16 protein-coding genes are annotated in these 22,508 nt (G+C 75.1%); 10 read left to right on the forward strand and 6 right to left on the reverse strand.

Features of this window, described 5'->3' with window-relative positions; genetic code table 11:
* Positions 1-104 precede the first annotated feature (104 nt).
* Positions 105-5,138: a CHAT domain-containing protein gene (locus tag VSR01_RS03570; protein WP_326447825.1), complete on the reverse strand. Its 5,034-nt coding sequence runs from the start codon at positions 5,136-5,138 to the stop codon at positions 105-107.
* A 556-nt stretch (positions 5,139-5,694) separates the two neighbouring features.
* On the opposite strand from VSR01_RS03570, the gene VSR01_RS03575 reads away from it, so the two are divergent.
* Positions 5,695-6,081, forward strand: coding sequence for a hypothetical protein (locus VSR01_RS03575; RefSeq protein WP_326447826.1), 387 nt, complete (start codon positions 5,695-5,697; stop codon positions 6,079-6,081).
* A 4-nt stretch (positions 6,082-6,085) separates the two neighbouring features.
* Entirely contained in the window at positions 6,086-7,024 is a 939-nt protein-coding gene (locus VSR01_RS03580) for a hypothetical protein (protein ID WP_326447827.1), read from the forward strand.
* A 667-nt stretch (positions 7,025-7,691) separates the two neighbouring features.
* Here VSR01_RS03580 and VSR01_RS03585 read toward each other — a convergent pair.
* The gene (locus VSR01_RS03585) at positions 7,692-8,150 is read right to left on the reverse strand and encodes a MarR family winged helix-turn-helix transcriptional regulator (RefSeq protein WP_326447828.1); all 459 of its coding nucleotides are present in this window, start codon (positions 8,148-8,150) and stop codon (positions 7,692-7,694) included.
* A gap of 174 nt (positions 8,151-8,324) precedes the next feature.
* On the opposite strand from VSR01_RS03585, the gene VSR01_RS03590 reads away from it, so the two are divergent.
* Positions 8,325-9,311 carry an NAD-dependent epimerase/dehydratase family protein gene (locus VSR01_RS03590; RefSeq protein ID WP_326447829.1) on the forward strand — a complete coding sequence of 329 codons (987 nt, stop codon included), beginning with the start codon at positions 8,325-8,327 and terminating at the stop codon, positions 9,309-9,311.
* 52 nt (positions 9,312-9,363) lie between these two features.
* Here VSR01_RS03590 and VSR01_RS03595 read toward each other — a convergent pair whose 3' ends face one another.
* Positions 9,364-12,711, reverse strand: coding sequence for a family 78 glycoside hydrolase catalytic domain (locus VSR01_RS03595; protein ID WP_326447830.1), 3,348 nt, complete (start codon positions 12,709-12,711; stop codon positions 9,364-9,366).
* Between the two features lie 395 nt (positions 12,712-13,106).
* Between VSR01_RS03595 and VSR01_RS03600 the strand changes: the two genes are divergently transcribed.
* On the forward strand, positions 13,107-14,321 hold the full coding sequence (locus VSR01_RS03600; protein WP_326447831.1) for a glycoside hydrolase family 16 protein: 1,215 nt from the start codon (positions 13,107-13,109) through the stop codon (positions 14,319-14,321).
* Positions 14,321-14,536: a hypothetical protein gene (locus VSR01_RS03605; protein ID WP_442785640.1), complete on the forward strand. Its 216-nt coding sequence runs from the start codon at positions 14,321-14,323 to the stop codon at positions 14,534-14,536. Before VSR01_RS03600 ends, VSR01_RS03605 begins: the two co-directional genes overlap by 1 nt.
* A gap of 117 nt (positions 14,537-14,653) precedes the next feature.
* Here VSR01_RS03605 and VSR01_RS03610 read toward each other — a convergent pair whose 3' ends face one another.
* A complete protein-coding gene (locus VSR01_RS03610; protein WP_326447833.1) occupies positions 14,654-15,088 on the reverse strand; it encodes an Rrf2 family transcriptional regulator in 435 nt (144 codons plus the stop codon).
* A gap of 124 nt (positions 15,089-15,212) precedes the next feature.
* Between VSR01_RS03610 and VSR01_RS03615 the strand changes: the two genes are divergently transcribed.
* The 3 genes from VSR01_RS03615 to VSR01_RS03625 all read left to right on the forward strand — a co-directional run bounded on the left by VSR01_RS03615 (position 15,213) and on the right by VSR01_RS03625 (position 18,560).
* Positions 15,213-15,968 carry an SDR family NAD(P)-dependent oxidoreductase gene (locus VSR01_RS03615; RefSeq protein ID WP_326447834.1) on the forward strand — a complete coding sequence of 252 codons (756 nt, stop codon included), beginning with the start codon at positions 15,213-15,215 and terminating at the stop codon, positions 15,966-15,968.
* 411 nt (positions 15,969-16,379) lie between these two features.
* Positions 16,380-17,273, forward strand: coding sequence for an IS982 family transposase (locus tag VSR01_RS03620; protein ID WP_326447835.1), 894 nt, complete (start codon positions 16,380-16,382; stop codon positions 17,271-17,273).
* Positions 17,274-17,300: 27 nt separating this feature from the next.
* The gene (locus VSR01_RS03625; RefSeq protein WP_326447836.1) at positions 17,301-18,560 is read left to right on the forward strand and encodes a hypothetical protein; all 1,260 of its coding nucleotides are present in this window, start codon (positions 17,301-17,303) and stop codon (positions 18,558-18,560) included.
* A gap of 97 nt (positions 18,561-18,657) precedes the next feature.
* Here the strand turns inward: VSR01_RS03625 and VSR01_RS03630 are convergent, their stop codons facing one another.
* Together VSR01_RS03630 and VSR01_RS03635 are read right to left on the reverse strand one after the other, a co-directional pair.
* Positions 18,658-19,053, reverse strand: a complete 396-nt coding sequence (locus VSR01_RS03630) for a DUF2267 domain-containing protein (RefSeq protein WP_326447837.1) — start codon at positions 19,051-19,053, stop codon at positions 18,658-18,660.
* Between the two features lie 43 nt (positions 19,054-19,096).
* Positions 19,097-19,531 (reverse strand): Hsp20/alpha crystallin family protein, encoded by a 435-nt coding sequence (locus VSR01_RS03635; protein WP_326447838.1) that lies wholly within the window; start codon positions 19,529-19,531, stop codon positions 19,097-19,099.
* Between the two features lie 108 nt (positions 19,532-19,639).
* On the opposite strand from VSR01_RS03635, the gene VSR01_RS03640 reads away from it, so the two are divergent.
* Positions 19,640-20,323: a hypothetical protein gene (locus tag VSR01_RS03640; protein WP_326447839.1), complete on the forward strand. Its 684-nt coding sequence runs from the start codon at positions 19,640-19,642 to the stop codon at positions 20,321-20,323.
* Between the two features lie 430 nt (positions 20,324-20,753).
* The gene (locus VSR01_RS03645) at positions 20,754-22,313 is read left to right on the forward strand and encodes an FAD/NAD(P)-binding protein (protein ID WP_326447840.1); all 1,560 of its coding nucleotides are present in this window, start codon (positions 20,754-20,756) and stop codon (positions 22,311-22,313) included.
* Positions 22,314-22,508 lie beyond the last annotated feature (195 nt).

Raw genomic sequence — 22,508 nt, forward strand, 5'->3', positions numbered from 1 at the left:
GGCGGCGTGGGCCCACGGCGGCGTGGGCGCGAGGAGCGGGGCGCGCGCGGCGCGAGGCGCGCGCGGCGCGAGGCGCGCGGAGGCCGGCGCGGTCCGGTGCCGGCTCAGGCGCCCGCGTGCAGGTAGGCGGCCCACAGGTAGGGCACGCGGACGCGGTCCAGGCCGGCGGGCAGGTCGTCGCCGTCGCGCAGGGCGCGGACCGCCTGGTGGAGGGCGCGGGCCGAACGCCCGGGGTCCAGCGAGCCGGACGGTGCGCGCAGCCGGGTGTAGAAGGCGTCCGCGGTCGTCACCGCGATCTCGTCGTCGATCTCCCACAAGGTGCCCACCACGTGCGGGAAGCCGGCGAGCTGGAAGGCGGAGGTGAGGTGGACCGCCTCGTCGACGAGTGCGGCGGTGCGGGCGGCGGTGCGGCACGCCGACAGGTAGGCCAGCCGCGCGTGGTCGAGCCGGACCGGCGCCAGGTCGGCCACGGTCAGCGGATCGGTCGCGTGGTCGTGGAGCAGCAGCAGGCTGCGGGACGGGTCGGTCGGGTGGCTGTCGCCGTGGCAGGCGAAGTGCGCGACGGCGCACCGGCCCAGCTCCGCCAGGACGGCCGCTTTCGTCGGGAGGGCCGCCTCGGTCGGGGCCGACGTCGGGGCCGACGCCGCGGCCGGCTCCCGGGCGCCGGCCGGTCCTGGCGCCGACGCGCCGTCCCCGTCCGCGGGTTCCGGCTCGCGCAGCAGCACCGCACGCGGCAGGTGGCGGTGCAGCGCCTCGACCTCCGCCGGGACGTGGTCGAGGCGGCCTCCGCCGGGCAGGCCCGGCGTGCTGGGCATCGCGACGACCAGCGCCCGCTCGGCCGCCGTCCGCGGGGCGGGCCGCGCGGGACGGCGGGCGTGGCGCAGGGCGCGCACGGTGGGCGTGTACGAGGAGACCACCCGGTCCATGACGGTACGTCGGGCGCGGCCGTCCGCGGCGTCGGTGTGGTGGCCGGCGGCGTGCAGCGGCAGCAGGGCCAGCGGACCGCCGGGGACCCACCACACCCGGGGCCACTCGGCGCCCTCCTCGGGTTCCGTTCGATGGCCCAGCTCCTGGAGCACCGGCCCGGCGGCGGCGTCCCAGAGCCAGCCCAGCGTGTCCAGCATGGCGGCCTGCGCCGCGCGGCGCGCCGCCCGGTCGGCGTCGGCGTCGGACGCCGTCTCCAGCGCCCGGTGAAAGGACGCGATGTGCCCGGCCAGGGCGTCCGGGGTGAGCAGCGGGAGTTCGAGCGAGGCGATGCCGTCCGCGGTGAGCAGCAGCGCGTCGCCGCGGCGGGGGCCGGTGGTGAAGGTCACGACCGGCCCCCGCGCCGCCTCGGCGAGGAGTTCGTCGGTGGTGGGCGGCAGCCCGAACCCCTCCAGCCCGTCCAGCGCGCGGATCTCGGCCAGGACGCCGGCGAACTCGCGGGCCTGCCGGTGCCGGTCGGGGCCGGCGGGGCGGCGCGCGGCGCCCGCGGCGCCGGGCTCGGAGCCGCGCGCGGGTGCGAGGTCGGCGTCCCCGGTCGCGGGCCGGTCCAGCGCGGCGCGCAACCGTACGAAAGCCGCGGCCAGGTCGGGCCGGCGCTCTGTCAGCTCCGCCAGGTCGCCGCGGGTGTCCAGGGCCTGGCTCAACAGCACCGCGCGGCCGGCTTCCAGCAGCCGCAGCGCCCGGGTGGCGCGGCTCCGCGGCGTGCCGCCCGGATCGGCCAGGGCCAGGGCGGCGGCGGTCCCGGCCAGTCCGGTGAAGCGGGCCAGCGCGTGCTGCTGGTCGGAGCTGCCCAGCGCCCGCGGCGCGACCTCGGGCAGCAGCCGCACCGCCGCCTCGGCCGCGTCCGCCGCGGCCCCGGCCGCCCGGTTCCCGGCCGTCCCGTCCGCCGTCGTCGCCGCCTCCAGCAGCGCGGCGGCCGCGCGGGCCGCCTCGATCCGTAGCGAGGGCGGCCCGGAGCCCGCCCGGTAGGCGCGTGTGTACGCCGACACGGCCGCGTCCAGGTCGCCCCGCCCGCCGCTCATGAGGTACCGGGCGCGCAGGGCCCCGCCGAGGTTGAACAGGCGTCCGGTCCGGTCGGGGTGGTCCTCGGCGGTGTCCTCGACGGCGGCCCGCAGATGGTCGACGGCCTCGTCCAGATCGGTCGGCTGAGCACCCGTCAGGCCGCGATCGGCCGGCTCCGGGCCGACCACGGACGAGCCGGCCACGCGCGAGGGAGCCACGGGCGCGTCGAGCGCCTGGGGACCGGTCCCCGACACGCCCGTCCGGGCGGCGCCGCCCGCCGGGGTCGCGCCCGGGCCGCCGCCCGGCGCGCCGGCGCGCCGCAGGGCCCGTACGAACAGCGTCGCGCCCAGGTTGGAGCGGGCCGCCGCCCGGCCGGGGTGGTCCCCGGGGAGGGCTGCCAGGGCCTCGCGGCCCGCGGCGACGGCCGCGTCGGCGTCCGCGGGGTCGCCTCCGTGCTCGAACCGCTCCCGCAGCGCCAGGCCGAGGTTGGACAGATGCCTGGCCCGTTCGGGATGGTCCGGCGCCGTCGCCTGCACCGCGGCGCGCAGCCATCCGACCGCGCCGTCCAGGTCGGCCGGCCGCCCGAAGCGCCCGAAGCGCTCCAACAGCGCGGTCGCGGCGTTGGACAGCCGGCCGGGCCGTTCGGTGTGGCCCTCGGGCGTCGCCCGTACGGCGTCGGCCCCGGCGGCCACGGCCGCGTCGGCGTCCGCGGAGTCCCCGGTGCGCTCGAACCGGGTCCGCAAGCCCAGCCCCAGGTTGGCCAGGTGCAGCGCCCGTTCGGGATGGTCCGCGGAAGTCGCCGCCACCGCGTCCCGCAGCCGTTCGAGGGCGTCGTCGAGGTCCGCCTCGCCGTCCGTCCGCTCGAAGTGCGAGAGCAGCGCGGTGCCCAGGGTCGACAGCCGCCGGGCGCGCTGGGGGTGGTCGGCCGGCGTGGCCGCCTCGGCGTCCCGCAGCCGGCGCAGCGCCTCGTCCAGGTCGGCGTCCTCGCCCGTGCGGTCGAAGCGCTCGACCAGCGCCGCGCCGAGGTTGGCCAGGTAGTCCGTGCGCTCGCTCTCGCCGGGCCGGCCGGGCGGCACCGCCCGCAGCGCGCGCCGGAAGTGGTCGACCGCGGTGTCCAGGTCCGCGCGATCCCCGGTGCGGACGAAGCGTTCCCGTACGGAGACGGCCAGGTTGGACAGCACGGCCGGGCCGTCGCGGTCCTCGGCGCGCAGGGCGGCCACCGCCTCCTGCCCGCGGGCGACGGCGTCGTCCAGGCCCGCACGGTCCCCGGTCCGCTCGAAGCGCTCGCGCAGCGCGAGTCCCAGGTTGGACAGCCGCCCGGCCCGGGCGGGGTCGGACTCCGGCGTGGCCCGTACGGCCTGGCGCCCCACCGCGACCGCCCGGTCCAGGTCGGCGCGGCTGCCGGTGCGGACGGTCCGGGCGCGCAGCGCGATCCCGAGCCCTGACAGGTGGCCGGCCCGGGCCGCGTGGCCCTCGGGGAGTGCCGCCACGGACTCCTCGCCCGCCGCGACGGCCCGGTCCAGGTCGGCCGGGTCCCCGGCGCGCTCGAAACGCAGCCGGAGCACGATCGCGAGTTCGGCGAGGGATTCGGCGCGTTCCGGGTGTCCGGCGGGGGCCAGGGCGACGGCTTCGCCGGCCGCGGTGACGGCGTCCCGCAGATCCGCGAGGCCGGCCGCGTCCCCGGTACCGCCGTACCGCCGGCGCAGCGCGTGGCTCAGGCCGGTGAGCCGCCGCGGACGGGCGGGGTCGTCCCGCGGGGTCAGGGCCAGGGCCTCCCGCCACGCGTCGACGGCGCGTTCGAGGTCGGCCGGGTCGCCGGTCCGGACGTGCCGCTGCCGGAGGGTGCCGCCCAGGTTGGCCAGCAGCGTCGCCCGGTGGCCGGTCGCGGGGTCGGCGGCCAGCGCGGCGCCGAGGTGGCCGAGGGCTTCCTCCAGGTCGGCCGGGTGGGCGGAGCCCGAGGCGCTGCCGGAGCGGTCGCTGAGCGCGGCGGCCAGGTTGCCGAGCAGCACGACGCGGTCGGGATGGCCGGGGGGTGCGACGCGCAGGGCCTCCCGTCCGGTGGCGACCGCCTCGTCCAGGTCCGCGGCGTCGTGGGTGCGGCCGTAGCGGGTGCGCAGGGCGGAGCCGAGGTGGGTGAGGTGGGTGAGGTGCTGGGAACGGGCGGCGGCCGCGGCCGCGCTCGCGGCGGGGGTCGCGTGCGCGGCGCGGGCCGGGGCGGCGGCCGGGGTCGTGGCGGCGTGCGGCGTGGCAGGGGCGTCCGGGGGCGCGGCGGCGTCCGTCATGGCGGCCGTGGCGCGGGCCGCGGACCGGAACAGGTCGACCGCTTCGTCCAGGTCGGCCACGGCACGGCCGCGGTCGTAGCGGCGGCGCAGCGCGAGCCCGGCGTTGGTGAGCATCGCGCCGCGTGACGGGTGGTCGGCGGGGGCAGCGCGCACCGCCTCCCGGGCGGCGGCCACCGCGTCCTCCAGGTCCGCGGCGTCCCCGGTGGCGTCGTACCGGTCGGCCAGGGCCAGCCCGAGATTGGACAGCCGTCCGGGGAGGGCGGGGTGGCCGGCGGAAGCCTCCCGCACCGCGGCCCGCAGCAAGCCGATGGCCTCGTCCAACTCCACCCGGTCGCGGGTGAGTTCGTACCCGCCGCGGAGCACCAGCGCCAGCGCGGAGCGGCGGTCGCCGAGGTCGGGGTCGTCGTCGGTCGTCGCGGCGACCATCCGCCGCCACACCCCGGCGACGAAGGCGTGCAGGTCCGCGTCCCCGCTGCCGAGCGCCTGTTGCAGCAGGCCGAGGGCGTACGGGCGCGCGGCGTCCGCGAGGCGCGGCAGCAGCGGCTCGGGGAGGTCGCCGTAGCCGACCAGGAAGCACGGGATCAGGATTTCGACCGCGGCTTCGAGGTCGGTACGGTCCTGCGCGGCCGCTTCTTCGTCCCGCGCCTGTCCTTCGTGGGCGGGCGGGGGCGCGGCGGTGTGCCGGAGCCAGTACAGGCGGCCGAGGTCGCGGCGCACCGGGAGGTCGCCGGGTTCGTCGGGGGCGCCGAGCAGGTCGGCCAGCTGCCGTGCCTCGCGGCCGGCGGCGGCGTCCAGCGCGGGCGCCGGGTCGCCGGTCTCGTCGATCCGCCGCAGCCGGGCCCGCAGGGCGGCCAGCAGGTCCTCACGCATCCCGGCCCCGTCCCACCGCTCTCCCGCTCCCGCCCCGCCGGGGGCCCAATTCGTCATACCCTAGGGCGCGTTGCGCCTCCGGCGGGCCGGAAACGGGGCCGCGTCCCGGTGCCGCACACCGCACGCGGGGCGGTGGGCCGGCGACCCCGGGGGTGCGCTCGGCGCGCGGCGTGCGCGCGGCGACACGCGGAGGCGCACGGCCGCGGGGCGGGGCAGGGGCAGGCACGGGCGCGGAGGCGGCCACGGCGCAGGAACGGGAGGGGTTCGGTGACAGGTGCGGGCGCGGGTGGCGCCACGGGCGCGGGCGCGGGAGGCACCGCCGGCGCGGACCGAGCCGCGGGCGCGGGCGACGCAGAGGGCGCGGCAGCCGTCCCCGGTCTGGGCGACAGCACGGGCGCCGGCGCCGGCCCGGATCGCGCTGCGGGGACGACAGGCGCCGGCGGCCCCGGCGACCGTTCGGGAAGGGCAGGCTCCACGAGTGCCGGCGCGGGCGCACACGCGACAGGCACCGCGAGCGCGGACTGGGCCGGGGGCGCGGCAAGCACCGGACGCGGCCGTGGGTGACGCCGCGGCGGCACGCCGGCTCGCGGCGGTCTGCGGCCACATGGCGGAGATCAGGGCGGACCTGCGGAACGGGCCTGGCGACGAGGGCCCGCTGGACCTGCTGCTCGCGGCCGTACGCGGCGGCCGGGACGTGTCCGCGCCGATGGCCGTGCTGCACGCGGCGCTCCAGGCCGGCGGCGACCCGCTCGGGCTCGACGGCTACGCGCCCGGCGGCGGGTCGGCCCGCGGTCTGCGGCTGACCGGGGTGGCCGACCGGCCGGCCGAGCCGGTGTACCTGTGCCCGTCGGGCCGCTGCGACCGGTACTGGTGGCCGCGGGGACCCGAACCGGTGCCGCACTGCGCGATCGACGGCGCCGAGCTGCGCGCCGAACGGCTCTGATCCCGTGGGCGATCTGCTCTCCGAGCTGGGCAAGAAGCTCGCCGAACGGTGGCTGTCGCTGCTGGTGCTGCCCGGCGCGCTCTACCTCGCGGTGGCCGCGGTCGCGCACACGCTCGGCCAGGCGCACCCGTTCGACCTGCGCCGGCTGACCGACCAGGTGTCCGCGTGGGCGTCCCGGCCCGCGGTGGACACCGCCGGCGGCCAGGTCGTCCTGCTGGCCGCGGTGCTCGCGGGCGCCGCCGCGGCGGGCTTGGCCGCGCAGGCGCTGGGCACCGCGGCCGAACGGCTCGGCCTGGCCGCCGACTGGCCGGCGTGGCCGCGCCCGCTGCGCGATCTCGCCGCTTGGCGCGCGGAATCGAGGAAGCGCCGCTGGACCGGGGCCGCGCGCACCTGGCACCAGCAGCGCGACCTCGCCGCGGGCCTGCTGGCCGGTTCGGGGCTGCGGCCGGACCCGGCCGAACGCCACCGGGCGCGGCGTACGATGCGCCGGATCGCCCAGGAGGAGCCCGGGCGGCCGACGTGGAGCGGCGACCGCGTCGACGCCGTCGCGGCGCGGCTGGAGCGCGATCTCCACGTGGATCTGGTGACGGTCTGGCCGCCGTTGTGGCTGGTCCTGCCCGAGGACGTCCGCACTCAGGTGACCGCCGCGCGCCAGGCGCTGTCGCGGGCCGCGGCCCTGGCCGCGTGGGCCGTCCTCTATCTGCCGCTCGCCGCGTGGTGGTGGCCCGCGGCGGTCGTGACCGCCGTGCTGCTGACGGCCGGGCGGTCCCGCTTCCGCACCGCCGCGGACACCTACGCCCTGCTGCTGGAGGCCGCCGTCCGCCTGCACGCCCGCGCCCTCGCCGACCACCTCGGACTGACCCCGGCCAGCCCGCCGGCCCCCGCCCTCGGCGACGCCCTGACCCGCCACCTCACCAGCTCGCCCCCGCCACCGCCCCCCTGATCCGAGGCTCCCCGGGCACGGCGCGGCCGAAGGGCTTCACCGCTGGGGAGCCGCTGAACGGAGCCCGTACTCGGCCAACCACTGGAGCAGGTCCTGACGAGAGGCCCCGACGAGGCGGCCTCCGGTGAAGCGGGCGTCGTCGGTCACCTCTGCCACGCACTCCGAAGGTGGCGTGAACGACCGGGCTTCCTCGTCGGTGGCGAACTCGCCCTCCGCCAGGACCAGACCCCGCAGACGGCCGTCGAAGACATCGACGCCCCAGGGGCGACACGCTGATACGCGTCTTGGTCAGCACCGCAGCCGGCAGTGAGGCGAGCAGGTCGTACTTCCCGCTCGATACGCGCGTACTTTCCCGGGTGAACGGTCTGACCTTGAGTCCCGCCGGCCTTGTCCCTCATGAAGACAGCTTCCCAGCCGGTCCCGCGGGAAGTGCCGGAGCGCCTTCGCCGGTCACAGCCCCTGCGGGTGTGGGGGCGTGGGGGCGAGGAGGGTGGAGGGGGGTCCTGGAGGTCGTCGATCCGGCGGTGACGGACGGCAGTCATCCCCATGTCGGGGGCCGCCATGACGCGGGCGGGGGTGTCGTCGACGCCGCGGCGCGGGCCGCGGGCCAAGAAGCAGCGTGCCGGTCACGACCGCCCGGTCCCGTACGGCTTCGGGCAGCGACCGGTCAACTGCCGTCGGTGGACTGCTCCGCGGCGCCGAGGATGCGCAGGATGTCGACCAGCGTCGACATCTGCTGCCGCGTCAGCGGTGCGAACAGCTCCTCCGCCGCGGCCTCGTAACCGGCCGTCCACTCCTCGGCCAGTGCCGCCCCTTCCGCCGTCACCCGGAGGAGGACGGAACGGCGGTCGTCCACGCTGGTCTGCCGTTCCAGCAGTCCGTCGCGGACGAGCGCCTCGACCAGGCTGGACGCGGTGCCCTGGGCGATGCCGACCGCGAGCGCCAGCTCGGTGAGGCGGACGGGCTGCGACCGTGCCACCTGGACCACCAGGCGGGACCTCGGCGTGGACACCCCGTGCTCGCCGAGACGTTCGTCGAAGTGGCGCACGAGGATCTTCGCCGTGCGGCTGAACTCGTCGGCGACCTGTGCGGCCGTGAGCTTCCCGCCCTGGGGCACCTGGGGCACCGCCCACCTCCTCCTTGACGCCTCGATCATACGGAAGGTTACATAGACGTAGATACATCGATGTCGAACTATTCGCCGCCGATGCATCCGAGGGGCGGTCATGCCCGCGCGCACCCGGCGCGGCGGCCGACGTCGCGCGCGGAGACCGCGCGCTCAACCGTGCGGAGTGGAACCATGAAGATCTTCGTCACCGGCGGCAGCGGTTTCGTCGGCAACGCGTCCGTCCACCGCCTGGTCGCCGAAGGACACGACGTCACGGCACTGGCCAGGTCGGACGCCGGTGCCCGGCGGGTAGGCGCGGCCGGCGCCCGGCCCGTTCGTGGGGATCTCGCCGACCTCCGCCAGGACGCCGCTGCGGCGCCGGGCTGGCTCGCCGAACTGCGGGGGGCCGACGCGGTCGTGCACCTCGCGGCCCGCATGGAGTTCTGGGGGCCCGACGCGCTCTTCGCACAGGCCAACCAGATCCCGACCGTCGCCCTGCACGCCGCGAGCGTGGCCGCCGGGGTGCGACGCTTCGTGCTCGTCAGTGCCGCGTCGGTCTCCACCGGCAGCCAGCGCCGTCCCGTCGTCGACGAGTCGACGCCGGAGGGCCGCCCGAACACCGCCTACAGCCGCGTCAAGCTCGCCACCGAGCGCGCCCTCCGGGACGCGCCGAGCGGGAGCACCGAACTGGTGATCCTCCGCCCGCCGTTCGTCTGGGGCCGCGGAATGACGACGATCGACGCGATGGCCGAGGTCGCGGAGGCCGGACGGTTCGCCTGGATCGACCACGGCACGCACATCGTCGACTTCGTGCACGTCGAGAACCTGGTCGGCGCCGTGCTCCTGGGACTCACGCACGGCCGCCACGCACGCGCCTACTACGTGACCGACGGCACCCCGGTGCCCGTCCGCGACTTCCTGACCCCCTTGCTGGCCACCCGCGGCGTGGATTTGTCCCGCAGCCGCAGCGTCCCCCTGGCGGTCGCGGCGCCCGCGGCGGCGGTGATGGACCGCACCGCGCGCCTGCTGCGCCGCAAGACCGCTCCCCCGCTGACGAACTGGCTCGTCGGCTTCACCGGCCGGGACCGTTCCTACGACATCACCGCCGCGAGGACGGAACTGGGCTACGCACCCGAGGTGACCCTGGACAGGGGCCTGGCGGAGATGCGCCGACCCTGACACGCCCCCCGGCGCCCTCCGGCCGGGGCCGGCCCCAGCGGCGCGATCGCGGTCAGCGGGCGTCGGCGGAGCGGCCCGGGGCGGTGGTGAGGACGTGGCGGCCGGGGCGCACGCCGGTCACCCGCAGACAGCCGTTGTCGTACGCGGCCGGGACCCGGTGGCCGTCCAGGTAGGCGAAGGCGGCGCCGTGGCCGGAGGCGTGCGCCGCGCCCCGGGGCGAGCCGTGCGCGGTGGTCGCGGCGCTCGGCAGGCAGACGTCGGCGCTGGTGTTGGGCGGGACGGTCACCGTGAGGTCGACATGGCCGTCGGCGGCGGTCCGGAACGCCGCGCCGATCCCGCCCCTCCGGGTCGGCACGGTGATGTGCGCCCAGCTCACCCCGCCCGGCTGGGGCCTGATGTCGAAGGTCGCGTAGCCGGGGGTGGTCGGCCTGATGCCGAACATGTCGCGCGGGATGTCGAAGGCGGGCGAGGCTGCCCACGGGTGGGAGTAGGTGGTGTTGGGCTTCAGCGACAGGTCCCAGGCCTCCATGGTCGCGCCCGCGCCCGCCCTGATCATGTTCAGCCAACTGTCGGTGCCGGTGGACGTCAGCAGCGCGTGGGCCAGGTCGGGCCGACCGCCGGCGTAGAGCGCCTGGATCATGAACGCGGCGCAGTAGACGCTGCACGCCATGCCGCGGCTGCCGAGGTAGGTCGCGACCCGCGCCGCCCGCCCGCTGTCGGCCAGGCCGAACGCGGTCGCGAACACACTGGCCTGCACGGCGTAGTGGCCGATCGGGGCGCCGGAGTCGTCCAGGCCGTCGCGGTACGCGCCCTTGACCGGGTCCCACATCGTCGCGTTCACCGCGGACTTGATGGCATCGGCCTTGGCGCTGTCGGCGGCGGCGTCCGCGGTGCGGCCGAGCGCGGTGGCGATGTCGGCCATGTCGCGGTAGGCGGCGTAACCGATCGCGTTGACCACGGTGTTGTACGAGCTGAACACGTAGCCGTCGCGCTCGGAGGCGGGCCAGTCCACGATGTCGCAGTCGGCGCCGCAGGTGCCGCCGGTGTCGCCGGTGGTCTTGTGGATCAGCCCGCTCGCCGGGTCGAACCACGTGTCGGGCAGCTTGCCCCGCAGCGCGGTGTAGCCGGCGGCGAGCGCGGTGGTGTCGCCGGTCGCCTCGTAGCTGTCGTGGACGGCGAGGACGAGATACATCGGCCACTCGGTGGGCCAGGTGCGGCTGGACAGCAGGAACCTGAGCGAGTAGTCGCCGAGCGCGGCGTCGCCCCCGGTGTAGAGGTTGGCCATCAACTGCAGGTAGGAGTCGGCCTCGTAGACGCCGCGCTCGCGCTCCCAGGAGTCGACGTAGAGGTTCTGGTCGGACATCTCCACGGTGTTCCTGGACAGCGCCCACACCTGGTCGAGCGCGGCGTCGGAGGAGTCGAAGACGCCGGCCGACTCGTCGAACGGGTAGACGTACGCCTCGGCCGTGAGGTCGGCGGCGGTCAGGCCGGTGGGCGCGCCGGTGATCTGGACGTAGCGGAAGACCCGCAGGCCCCAGGTCTCCAGGTGCTGGCTGCCCGCCTTCAGCGTCCACGTGTCCTCGTACGTGTTGCCCGCCGAGGTCTTGTATCTGACGGTGTTGGGGCCCGAGGTCACCTCGCCGTAGCGGATGTCGAGCACCTGCCCGGCGCTGCCGGTGAGGTCGAGGGAGAGCCCGCCGATCCAGCTGCGGCCGTAGTCGACGAAGTAGTCGCCGGGCGCGTACTCGACCGCGGAGGCCGGGGTCTTGAACTGCTGCCGCACCTTGGCGGTGGGGGTGGGCTCCAGATCGGCGAAGGCGGCCTTGACGACCGGCGCCGTCCACGACGAGGCGTCGAAGCCGGGGGCGGCGAATCCGGCGGGGTAGGCGCGGGAGTCGAAGTCCTCCATCGGCGCGGTGTAGTAACCGGTGCCGATGCTGCCGGCGTTCGGCAGGACGTCGGCGCCGCTTCTGGCCTTCCAGCCGGGCCCGGTGCCGAAGGTCTGGGTGCTGCCGTCGGTGTAGCGGACCACGAGGTCGGCCAGGAAGCGCTGGTCGCTGGTGGTGTAGGCGAGCACGCCGAGGGTGTTGACCGCGCCGGGCCGCAGCAGCGACGCGACGTCGTAGCCGTCGTAGCGGGTCTCCGAGCCGACCGGCCGGGTGGGACCGACCCCGGTGAAGGCGCCGTTGACCCACAGCTTGTAGACGAACTGCCGGGTCGGCGCCGTGGAGGCGCCCGTCGCGTACAGGTGGGCCCAGGCGATCCGCTTGCCCGCGGCCAGGGTGGTGTCGCCGCGCAGGAAGACCCAGTCGACCGAGCCGAAGCCGGTGCCGCAGCTCCTGCTCTTGTCGATGAACAGCGCCTGGTCCACGACGGTGCCGCAACTGAAGCCGCTGTCACCGGGGTTGCTGAAGTCGTTGTGGTACAGCAGGGTCCCGCCGGAGCCGGTGACGGTGATGTCGTCGAACGTGGCCTGCTCGGTCAGCCCGGTGCGGAAGCCGACGCCGCCGGAGGCGAAGGTGGCGTCGGTGGTGGTGTCCACCGGCGTCCAGGCGGTCGCGGCGGCGGGCTTGAGGTAGGTGGTGAAGGTCGGGCCGGCGGCCACGATCCGGAAGTCGTACGCCGCTCCTGTGGCCAGCGCGAAGGGCAGCGGCTCGGCCGCCTTGAGGTCGGAGAAGACGCCGTTCTTCTGCACCTGCGGGGCGATGGTGTTCTCGCCGTTGCCCTTGAACTGCCACAGGTAGAAGTCGCGCGTGTCGGACTCGCGGAAGGTGACGCTCGCGTACTTGGCGTCGATGACGAAGCTGCCTTCGAAGGTGTAGTCGCGCCACAGCGCGTCGGCCGCCCAGATCGGCGAGGCGCCGGTCCAGCTCGTGCCCGGGCCGGTGCCGAAGGACGCGGTGGCCGACCAGGCCGAGGCCGCGCCCGACGCGTCCCAGGTGCGCACCCGCCACACGTACCCGGAGGCGGCGCGCAGCGCCGGGCCGCCGTAGGCGACGTTGCCGCTCGCGGCCGAGGCGACCCGGCCGGAGTCCCACACGTCGGGGGCGCCGGCCAGGGCGGCGGCCGTGGTCGCCACCTGGATCTGGTATCCGCTCTGGCGGCCCGCGCCGACCTGCCATCCCAGCAGCGGCGTACGGCTCGCGTCGAGGTCGACGGGAGCGGTCAGGCCGCCGACGGTGAGGCCGTGCGGGGCCGCTCCCGCGCCGTCGCGGGGGTGCGCCGCCACGTGACCCGCTCCGTGGCCCGCTCCGTGGCCCGGTCCCGCCGCGGCGGCGGGCGACGCCGGGGCGCCGAGCACGAGGCCGGCCACGGTGAGCCACGCGGTCAGCGCCGCGAGCAGCATCAGCACGGGGCGACGAGCGGCGGGCCGGCCGCTGGCGGTTCTGGGCTGCACCATCGAAGCCTCCGAAAATGAAACGATTCATCCCCGGAGGGCGCGAAAGCCTCCTCCAGGACAGGCGCGGGACGGGTGCCATCTTGATGGCGGCGGCGAGGAGTGTCAATGAGACTGAAACGTATTCGGGGCGCCGGGGACGGCAGGTGCGGGCCTCGTCGGACCGACGAACGCCTGGCACGCGTGACCCGTACGCGGCGCGTCCGATCCTGCCGGGCGGGTTGACGTGGACCTGGCGTGCGTCGAGACTGCGGGACGATCCCGGCGTGAGAGCGCTCTCAGAACGAGGGCGTTCAGGAGACGGCCCCATCCCCCACAACGGTGCGCGCCTTCCGGTCTCCGCGGCTGCCCGGCCCTCGCCCCGATCCCGCGCACCGGCGGAGAGGTCAGGTTCTGCCGTGAAACGTCTGCCGTGGTTTCTGCCGTGGTTCGGTGCGGCACGTGGTGCCGCCGCCCCGGCGTCCGAGGTGCCCGAGGCGTCGGGCGCGCGTGGGCACACGCGCGGCCGGCGCGGGCCGCTCGCGGTGCTGAGCGCCCTGCTCCTGCTGGTCGCCGGCGCGCTGGCGCTGACCGTGTCCGGCGGCTCGACCGCGCTGGCCGCCCCGGCGCCGCCGTCGGGGTGGACCACCGTCTTCAGTGACGACTTCAACGGCGCCGCGGGCACCGGGCTGAACCGCTCGAACTGGCTCTACGACCTCGGCACCGGTTACAACTACCCGGGCGCCGCGGGCAATTGGGGCACCGGCGAGATCGAGTCGGCCACCGACTCGACCACGAACGTCTACCAGGACGGCGCCGGCCACCTCGTCATCAAGCCGGTCAAGGACGCGTCCGGGCACTGGACGTCGGGCCGTGTCGAGACCCAGCGCACCGACTTCGCCGCGCCGGCCGGCGGCCAGTTGGAGATCAGCGCGTCGCTCCAGCAGCCCAACCCGGCGCACGGACTGGGCTACTGGCCCGCGTTCTGGGCGATGGGCGCGGACGCCCGGCCGGTCGGGGCGACCAACTGGCCGAGCATCGGCGAGCTGGACATCATGGAGGACGTCAACGCGCTGAGCCAGCACTCCACCACCTTCCACTGCGGCGCCTGGGCCGGGGAGTGCCATGACCCGGACGGCATCAGCAGCGGCCTCCAGGCGTGCGCCGGCTGCCAGACCGGCTTCCACACGTACTCGGTGATCGTGGACCGCACCACCACCTCGGCGGAGCAGCTGCGGTTCTACCTCGACGGCTCCCTGACGTACACCGTCAACGAGAACCAGGTCTCGACGGCCACCTGGCAGGCTGCCGTCGATCACGGCTTCTTCGCGATCTTCGACGTGGCGATCGGCGGCTCGTACCCCAACAAGGTCTGCGGCTGCACCTCGCCCTCGGCCGACATCAGCTCCGGCGCGGGCATGAGCGTCGACTGGTTCGCCGTCTACCGGAGCACGGGCGGCGGCGCCGGCACCACGACCGGCGGCACCACCGCCGGGGGACGACGACCGGCGGCACCACGACCGGCGGCACCACGGGCGGATCGACGACCGGATCGACCGCCGGCAGCACCGGCGGCACCTCGACGCCGGACTTCACCGAGAGCGTCACCCGGACCGACGCGAGCCACGCGCTGATCAGCTTCCAGCCGACCACCCCGGCCGCCTACGTCGACGTGCACTACCTGGTGGGCGGTGTGAACCAGCAGAACTTCCGGATGACGAACAACGGCGGCACCTGGACGCAGACCGTCGGCTCCCTGACCGCGGGCTCGGTCCTCACCTACTGGTTCACCTACGAGAAGAACGGACCCCAGTACGACTCCCCGCACTACACCTACACCCAGACCTGAGCCCGGCCCCGGTCCGCCACCGGTCGTGACCCGGCGACGTGGCCGGCCGGGGCGGCAGCCGCGCGTCGGGCGGCTCGATCAGCGCCCACACGTCGGCGTCGGGGCGCGACGGGGAGGTCAGCGAGGTGCGGCGAGTACGTCCCGGAGGACGGTCGCGAGGGTGACGCGGGCCAGTTCGTGTCTCACGGTCTCCTCGATGCCCTCGTAGATGCTCCGCATCGCCGGCTGGATGCCGTGGCCCACCACGCACCCCTGGTTCGGGGTGGCGCGGTGCAGGGCGAACAGCGGCCCGGGTTCCACTGCCTCGTACACGTCGAGCAGGGTCATCGACTCCAGCTCGCGCGCCAGCGACCAGCCCGCGCCCACGCCCCGCCGGGACTCCACGAGCCCGGCCCTGCGCAGGTCGCCGAGCAGCCGTCTGATCACCACCGGATTGGTGTTCGCGCTGGTCGCGATCTGCTCGGACGTGGCGACCTCATGCCCCTGGCGCTGGTAGAGGCCGATCCAGGCCAGCGCGTGGGCGGCGATGGTCAGCCTGCTGTTGGCGCTCATGGGCTCCTCCTGTCGGCTACAACGCTTCATGGTATCGGCAGTCGTAACAGTGGTGGTTGCACCAGAGTGTCGTAACAATTACTGTTGCGACAGCCGGAAAAGATCCATCACCGAGGTGAGAAGAATGAGCAAGCCACTGACGGGCAAGGTCGCCCTGGTCACCGGGGGGTCGCGGGGGCTGGGAGCCGCGACCGTACGGCTGCTGGCCGAGCAGGGCGCCGACGTCGCCTTCACCTACGTCAGCTCCGAGAAGCAGGCGCAGGCCGTCGTCGACGAGGTGCACGGCAAGGGAGCCAAAGCCGTCGCCCTCAAGTCCGACCAGGCGGACACGAGCCGGGCGCCGGCGCTGATCGACGACGTGGTCGCGCACTTCGGCGGCCTGGACATCCTCGTCAACAACGCGGCGATCTCCGTGGAGCAGGGCCGCAGGGTGGACGACCCGGACGCCGACACCGCCGCGCTGGACCGGATGCACGCCACCAACTACCTCGGCGTGATCGCCGTCATCCGGGCCGCCTCTCGAGTGCTGCGCAGGGGCGGCCGCATCATCACGGTGAGTTCCGGACTGGGCTCCCGGGTCGGCATCCCGGGCGTGGCCGACTACGCGGCGACCAAGTCGGGCGTCGAGAGGTACACCATGGGGGTCGCACGGGACCTCGGGCCCCGCGACATCACGGCCAACGTCGTGGAGGCCGGGCTGATGGACAGCGGCATGCAACCGCCGAACCCCGACACCCTCAAGGCCCTGCTCAGCTCGCTGTCCCTGCAACGCATGGGGCACCCCGACGAGATCGCCGCGGCGATCGCCTTCCTGGCGAGCCCCGCCGCGTCGTACGTCACAGGCGCGGTGCTGGACGCCCACGGCGGCTACAACGCCTGAACGCGAACTCCTGCCGCGTGCCCCGAAGGACACCGCGGCGGGGCGGTCGCCGCGATCGGCGCCGTGGCCTTCGGCGAGGCGCCGGGCCGGCTGCAGTGGGCGGGCATCGCCCTCGTCGTCGCCGGCGTGGTGGTGCTCAACGTCCGCGGCGCGCGCTCAGGCCGCCGTCCGGCGCGCTCTTGCCGTGCCGGCGGAGTTGGGCCAGGGTGAACCACCGTGCAGCCACCGAACGGTTCCGACGAGCACACGGCGCCCGGCGCCTCCGGTGGGGCGGACGGGCGGGACGGTACGCGGACGACCGCCGTGGAGGGCCTGCGCGTGGGCACGGGCCTGCCCTTCGACCGCCGGGTCCTAGATGAGTAAGTCCGAAGTCTTCAGGGTGCAAAGGCGCGAGGGCCTCGTTGTTTGTGTGTGACGACAAACCTCAAGGCCCTCGCGACAGCACTCTACGTGAAGATCGATGACTGTCTGGCAGGATCGCGGCGCTCAGGACGCCCGCCCCGACTGTCGGACGCCGAACTGCTGACGCTGGCGGTCATGCAGGCACTGCTCGGCTTCGTCTCCGAGGCCAGATGGCTGCGCTACACCCGCACCCACCTGTCGGCCGAGTTCCCCTACCTGCCCGGCCAGTCCGGCTACAACAAACGCCTACGCGCCGCGAACACCCTGATCAGCCGCTTCATCCGCACACTGGCCCGCGACAGCGACCTGTGGCACGACGACGTGTGGATCGTGGACTCCACACCGGTGGAATGCGCCCGCTCCCGCCCGACGGCCAAACGCTCCGACCTGGCCGGATGGGCCGGCTACGGCTACTGCCCCTCGCACTCACGGTTCTTCTGGGGCCTGCGCCTGCACCTGATGTGCACCCCCGGCGGACTGCCCATCGCCTGGGCTCTGGCCAACCCCAAGGTCGACGAACGCGAAATCCTGGCCGACATGCTCACCCGCGACCCCGACCTGCCGGCCACCCACCCCGGGCAGACCATCATCGGCGACAAGGGCTACGTCTCCCACCAGCTCGACGCCCACCTGGCGCAACTGGGCCCGACCCTGATCAGACCCAGCTACCGCAACCGCAAACCCCGCCCCGACGAGCACCTGCTCAAGCCGATCCGGCAGCTCATCGAGTCCGTCAACGACACCCTCAAAGGCCAACTCGACCTCGAACGCCACGGCGCCAGAACACCAGAAGGAGTCCTGGCCCGCATCGGCCAACGCATCCTCGCCCTGACCACCGCCATCTGGCACAACCGCAACACCGGAAGCCCCATCACCAGATCACTGATCGCCTACGACCACTAACCCCCAGACTTCGGACTTACTCATCTAGTGCTGGTCGAGATCGCCGACGACGTCAACGAGATCGCCCTGGCCGAGGAGTTGTTCACCGCCAGCGGCTGGCCGGTCCGCGCCGCGGAGGAACGCGAGCGGGCCGGCTGCCCGGCGGGCCGTACGGCGCGGGTGGTGGAGGTGCGGCTGCCCGGCGAGCGGGACGGCGCGATCGAGCGGGCGCTGGGGCAGGTCGACCGTCTTGCCGTGACCGCCTCGCTGAAGATGTGGGCGCGCGACGCGGTGCTGCTGGAGCACGAGCCGGAGCGGTACACCGCCTGGCGGGTGCGTGCCGCCGGCTCCGCGCACCCCAGCCGGGTGATCAGGGCGGTCGAGCCGCGCGGCCGGGCGGGCGCGCTGGCCGATCTGCGGGCCAGGACGCTGGCCGGCCGCTCGGACGGCTCGGCACGCGTCACCCTCGACGCCGCCGCCTCCGTCGACGTGCGCGCCAACGTGGTGCTCGTCAACCTCGGCAACGCCCTGGCGCTCACGGCCGCGGTGCTGGCCGTGGCGTCCCACGGCGGCTGGCAGGTCTTCGGCTGGATGATCACGGTGGTGTTCGGCGCGTGGTGGCTGGTGGCCGGGGTCCGCGCCGCGTTACGGGGGTCGCCTGCGAGGCGCGCCGTGCTGTGGGCGCTGCCGCTGGCGTCCCCGGTCCTGTTCCCCCTGGTCACCTGGATCGGCACCCTGGTGCAGGAGCGGTACATCGGCGTGTTCGGCATCCCTCCGGACTCCGTGCACGTCAGCGCGACCGGACGCCTGTGGGCGGGGGCGCTGTCGATGCTGGGCGTCCTGTACGGCGCCGTCCTCGGCGTCGCGGCAACCGGATGGAACCGCCGCGTGCACGCGGATCCGACCGGTCTCGACGTACGGGACATCGCCCTCGCGGCGGGAGTCGGCCTGATGATCGCGGGGTTCCTCACCTTCGCGCCCCTCTTCGTGAGGGCACGTCCGCAGGCGGCTCTCGACGCCGAGGCCGACGCGGTGCGCCAGCAGCAGCCGCGGAGCGCTTACGGCCTGCACCCCGTCCTCGTCTGCGTCAAACCGCTCAAGGACGTCGCGCATCCCGAACTCGGCCTCCCGGCCCCCGTCTACGGCGGCACCGTGCCGCTCACCTGGCCGGTTCTCACCTTCGGACCCGACGGCGACCGCATCTGGATCTGGGACCCGCGAAGCCAGAACGCCGTGAACATGGCCCTCGACGACGCCGCGTTCGTCCCCTTCGACGCGGACGCGTCGCAGGACGGCGGCTGCCCCTGACCGGTGCGGGCCGCGGGCGCCGGGCTCGGAGCCCGGCGGCCGTGGCCCGCGGTCGGGAGCAGCCGCCGTGGCAGGGGTCAGGCGGCCGTGGCAGAGGTCAGGCGGCCGTGGCGAGTTGCGCGCGACCGAAGAGCAGCGCGTAGCCGGGGGGCAGTTGGGCCAGGACACGGTCGGTGAGGGACCGGCCGGCCGCCTCGTCGAGGGCCGCGAGGACCGAGCCGCTGTGCCAGCGGGCCTCGGCCGGGGAGGTGCCGAGGGCGCGGGCCACCAGGTCGACGAAGCCCCGGGCGTCGACCGGCTCGGTCAGCGGGATCTGCGCGGCGAAGACGGTGCGGGCCTCGTCGGGGAGGACGGCGGCCAGGTCGCAGCGCTCGTCGCCGACGAGCTGTGCGCCGAGCGCGGCCAGCACCGCCCGCAGGACGCCCTCGGCCTCCCGGTCGGTGGTGTAACGGCCGAGGTCGCGCACCTTCCCGACGAGGTCGTGCCGGGTCATGGAACTCCTTCCGGATGTCGGAGCCGGATCGGTCCGGCCGAGGTCAGGCTCGGATCTGCTTGCGGTCGCCACGGTGGCTGATCGCGATCTTGCGGGGCTTGGCCTTCTCGGCCACCGGGATCCGCAGGGTGAGCACGCCCGCGTCGTAGTCGGCGCTGATGCCTTCCGGGTCCAGGGTGTCCGACAGCATGACCTGGCGGGAGAAGACGCCGAGCGGGCGCTCGGACAGCTCCCACTTCACGTTGTCGCCGTCACCGCGCGGGCGGCGCTCCGCCTTGACGGTCAGCATGTTCCGCTCGACGTCGATGTCGATCGCCTCCGGGTCGACGCCCGGCAGGTCGAAGCACATCACGTACTCGTCGTCGGTGCGGTACGCGTCCAGCGGCATCGGAGCCGGCCGGGACCAGGTGCCGTTGGCGCCCAGGAACTGCTGGGTCAGCCGGTCCAGTTCGCGGAACGGGTCAGTGCGCATCAGCATCGCGAACACCTCCATCGCTCTCTCACGTGGTGCCAGTGCGCTTCACCTGACTCCGTTGTAGCATGTCATCCATCTGATGACAAGCTGACGAGTCATGGAGTGGATGACATGACGAGCAACCAGCCCGAACAGCCCGCGTCCGAGGGGCGCGCCCCGGCCGAGCCCGTCTCCTTCATGGCCGCGGCCGCGGCCCTGTCCGCGATCGACGACGCGGTCCGGGCCGCACAGGACCCCAGCGGCCACCGGGAGACCGAGCAGCGGCCCGACCCCCAGCAGGCGATGGCCGCTCTCCTGCTGCTGCGCGAGCTGCGCACCCAGCTCGCCGGCTGGGAGGCCGGCATCGTGGAGACCGCCCGCGCCGCCGGCGCGACGTGGGCCGACCTCGCGCCGCCGATGGGCGTCGCCAGCCGGCAGGCCGCCGAGAACCGCTACCTGCGGCTGCGTCCCTCGCTGCCCGGGGCGGAAGGAACCCGCGCCGAGCGCGTCAAGGCCGTCCGCGACCGCAGGGCCGCCGACCGCACCGTCAGCGCCTGGGCCCGTACCAACGCGGCCGACCTGCGGGTGCTCGCCGCCCGGCTGACCGCCCTCACCGACCTACCGCCCGAGGCCGGCCCGGACCTGGCCGCCCTGCACACCGCGCTCGGCGGCACCGACGCCGCCGGCCTCGTCGCGCCCCTGGCCCGGCTGCGTCCCCACCTCGGCGCCGGCCACACCGATCTCGCCGCCCGCCTGGACGCCCTGGCCCACCACGCCGACGAACTCCGCCAGGACAGCAACCGCCGCCGCGCCTGATCCGGCGTGCCATAACAACCGCGTTATCGGAATTCGGTATGTGACCGCCGCGCCCGCGGCGTGCCAAAGTGAGGGCATGGGACGGGCAGGATTCGAAAACCGTTGAACGGGCCGGTGCGTACGTCGGCGACCACGGCGTTCGCACCGGCCCCCACACTGCGGCGGGAATTGTCGCGGGCGTTCCGCGTATTCTCTCCGCCGCTCCGGGCTTTTCTCCGCCACGCCCGGCCCGCGCCTCTTCCGCCGCCCCTCTTCCGCCGCCCCTCCCCCGCCCTTGCTCGCCCTTTCCTGCCCTTTTTGCGACCCTGTCCCGCCGGTTTCCGCCGTTTCCGTCCTTGTCCCGTCCCCGCGTCCGCCTCTTGTCCCGTTCCCGCCCCGTTCCTGCTCCGTCCTTGTCCCGCACGTCCCTCCGACGCTCCAGGAGACACGCATGAGCAGTGGGGATCTCGCCGTCTGCATCGTCGGCGCCGGCCCGCGCGGACTGTCGGTCCTGGAGCGGATCTGCGCCAACGAGCGGAAGTCCGCGTCACACCGCTCGGTGACGGTGCACGTCGTGGACCCCGCGCGGCCCGGTCCCGGCGCGGTGTGGCGCACCGACCAGTCCCCGCGGCTGCTGATGAACACCGTCGCCTCCCAGGTCACCGTCTACACCGACGCCAGCGTGGAGATGGAGGGGCCGGTCGAGCCCGGGCCGAGCCTGTACGAGTGGGCCGCCGCGGAGTTACGCGCCCCGGACCGCGCGCCGGGCCCCGACGACTACCCCAGCAGAGCCCTGTACGGCCGCTACCTCCAGGCCGCGTTCGACCGTCTGGTGGCCACCGCCCCGCCGCACGTGTCGGTACGGGTGCACCGCGCCCGCGCGACGGCCCTGGACGACGCGGACGACGCGGACGACGCGGACGACGCGGAGGGCACGGACGCCGCGGAGGGCACGGACGCCGCGGCCGACACGGACAGCACGGACAGCGCGGACCCCGCGAGCGCCGTCGCCTACAGGCACGGCCCGAACGACGCCGACCCCCAAGGACCGTCCCCGCGGCAGACGCTGACCCTCTCCGACGGCCTCGCCCTCACCGGCATCGACGCCGTCGTCCTCGCGCAGGGCCACGTGGCGACCCGGCCCGCCCCGGACGAGCGGGCGCTGGCCGACGCCTGCGCCCGGCAGGGCCTGGTCCTGCTGCCCCGGGCCAACCCGGCCGACCTCGACCTGTCCGTCGTGCGCCCCGGCGAGCCCGTCCTGCTGCGCGGCCTCGGGCTGAACTTCTTCGACCACATGGCGCTGCTGACCGAGGGCCGCGACGGAACGTACACCCGCGTCGCCGGCCGCCTCGTCTACCGCCCGTCGCACCGCGAGCCGCGGCTGTTCGCCGGCTCCCGGCGCGGCGTGCCGTACCACGCCCGCGGCGAGAACGAGAAGGGCGCGTACGGCCGGCACCTGCCCCGGCTGCTCACCCCGGACGCCGTCGCCCGGCTGCGCGAGCGCGCGGCGGCCGGGGACCCGGCGGGCTTCGGCAGGGACCTGTGGCCGCTGATCGACACGGAGGTGCGGAGCGTCTACTACGGCGCGCTGCTGGCCGCCGACGGCCGCGGGGACCGGCGGGAGGAGTTCGTCGCGGCCTGCCTGGCGACGCCGCGGGGCCGGCGGAGTCCGCGCTTCTGGACGCGTACGGCATCCGCCCGCGGGAGCGGTGGGACTGGGAGCGGATCGCCCGGCCCTACGGCGACCGGCGCTTCGCCGACCGGTCCGCGTACCGCGCCTGGCTGCTGGAGTACCTCGCCGAGGACGTGCGGGAGGCGCGCCGCGGCAACGTCGGCGGGCCGCTCAAGGCCGCCCTCGACGTGCTGCGCGACCTGCGCAACGAGGTACGGCTCGCCGTCGACCACGGCGGCATCGACGGCGGCTCCTACCGCGACGAACTCGACGGCTGGTACACGCCGTTCAACGGCTTCCTGTCCATCGGGCCGCCGGCCTCGCGGATCGAGGAGCTGATCGCGCTGATCGAGGCGGGCGTCGTCGAACTGCTCGGGCCCGGCCTGTCGGTCCGGGTCGGCGACGGCGCGTTCGTCGCCTCCTCGCGGCGGGTCGGCGGGGAGCCGGTCCGGGCGCGGGTGCTGATCGACGCCCGGCTCCCGCAGCCGGACCTGCGCCGCACCGACGACCCGCTGCTCCAGCACCTGCTGGCGA

Origin of the sequence: Actinacidiphila sp. DG2A-62 (assembly GCF_035825295.1) — a bacterium.
GTDB lineage: Bacteria > Actinomycetota > Actinomycetes > Streptomycetales > Streptomycetaceae > Actinacidiphila.

Bases quoted from the DNA above. Each gene is read 5' to 3' on its own strand.
- VSR01_RS03640 (WP_326447839.1), top strand. From the start codon at position 19,640: ATGACGAGCAACCAGCCCGAACAGCCCGCGTCCGAGGGGCGCGCCCCG.
- VSR01_RS03610 (WP_326447833.1), bottom strand. From the start codon at position 15,088: ATGAGCGCCAACAGCAGGCTGACCATCGCCGCCCACGCGCTGGCCTGG.
- VSR01_RS03630 (WP_326447837.1), bottom strand. From the start codon at position 19,053: ATGACCCGGCACGACCTCGTCGGGAAGGTGCGCGACCTCGGCCGTTAC.
- VSR01_RS03635 (WP_326447838.1), bottom strand. From the start codon at position 19,531: ATGCTGATGCGCACTGACCCGTTCCGCGAACTGGACCGGCTGACCCAG.
- VSR01_RS03590 (WP_326447829.1), top strand. From the start codon at position 8,325: ATGAAGATCTTCGTCACCGGCGGCAGCGGTTTCGTCGGCAACGCGTCC.
- VSR01_RS03645 (WP_326447840.1), top strand. From the start codon at position 20,754: ATGAGCAGTGGGGATCTCGCCGTCTGCATCGTCGGCGCCGGCCCGCGC.
- VSR01_RS03595 (WP_326447830.1), bottom strand. From the start codon at position 12,711: ATGGTGCAGCCCAGAACCGCCAGCGGCCGGCCCGCCGCTCGTCGCCCC.
- VSR01_RS03570 (WP_326447825.1), bottom strand. From the start codon at position 5,138: ATGCGTGAGGACCTGCTGGCCGCCCTGCGGGCCCGGCTGCGGCGGATC.
- VSR01_RS03615 (WP_326447834.1), top strand. From the start codon at position 15,213: ATGAGCAAGCCACTGACGGGCAAGGTCGCCCTGGTCACCGGGGGGTCG.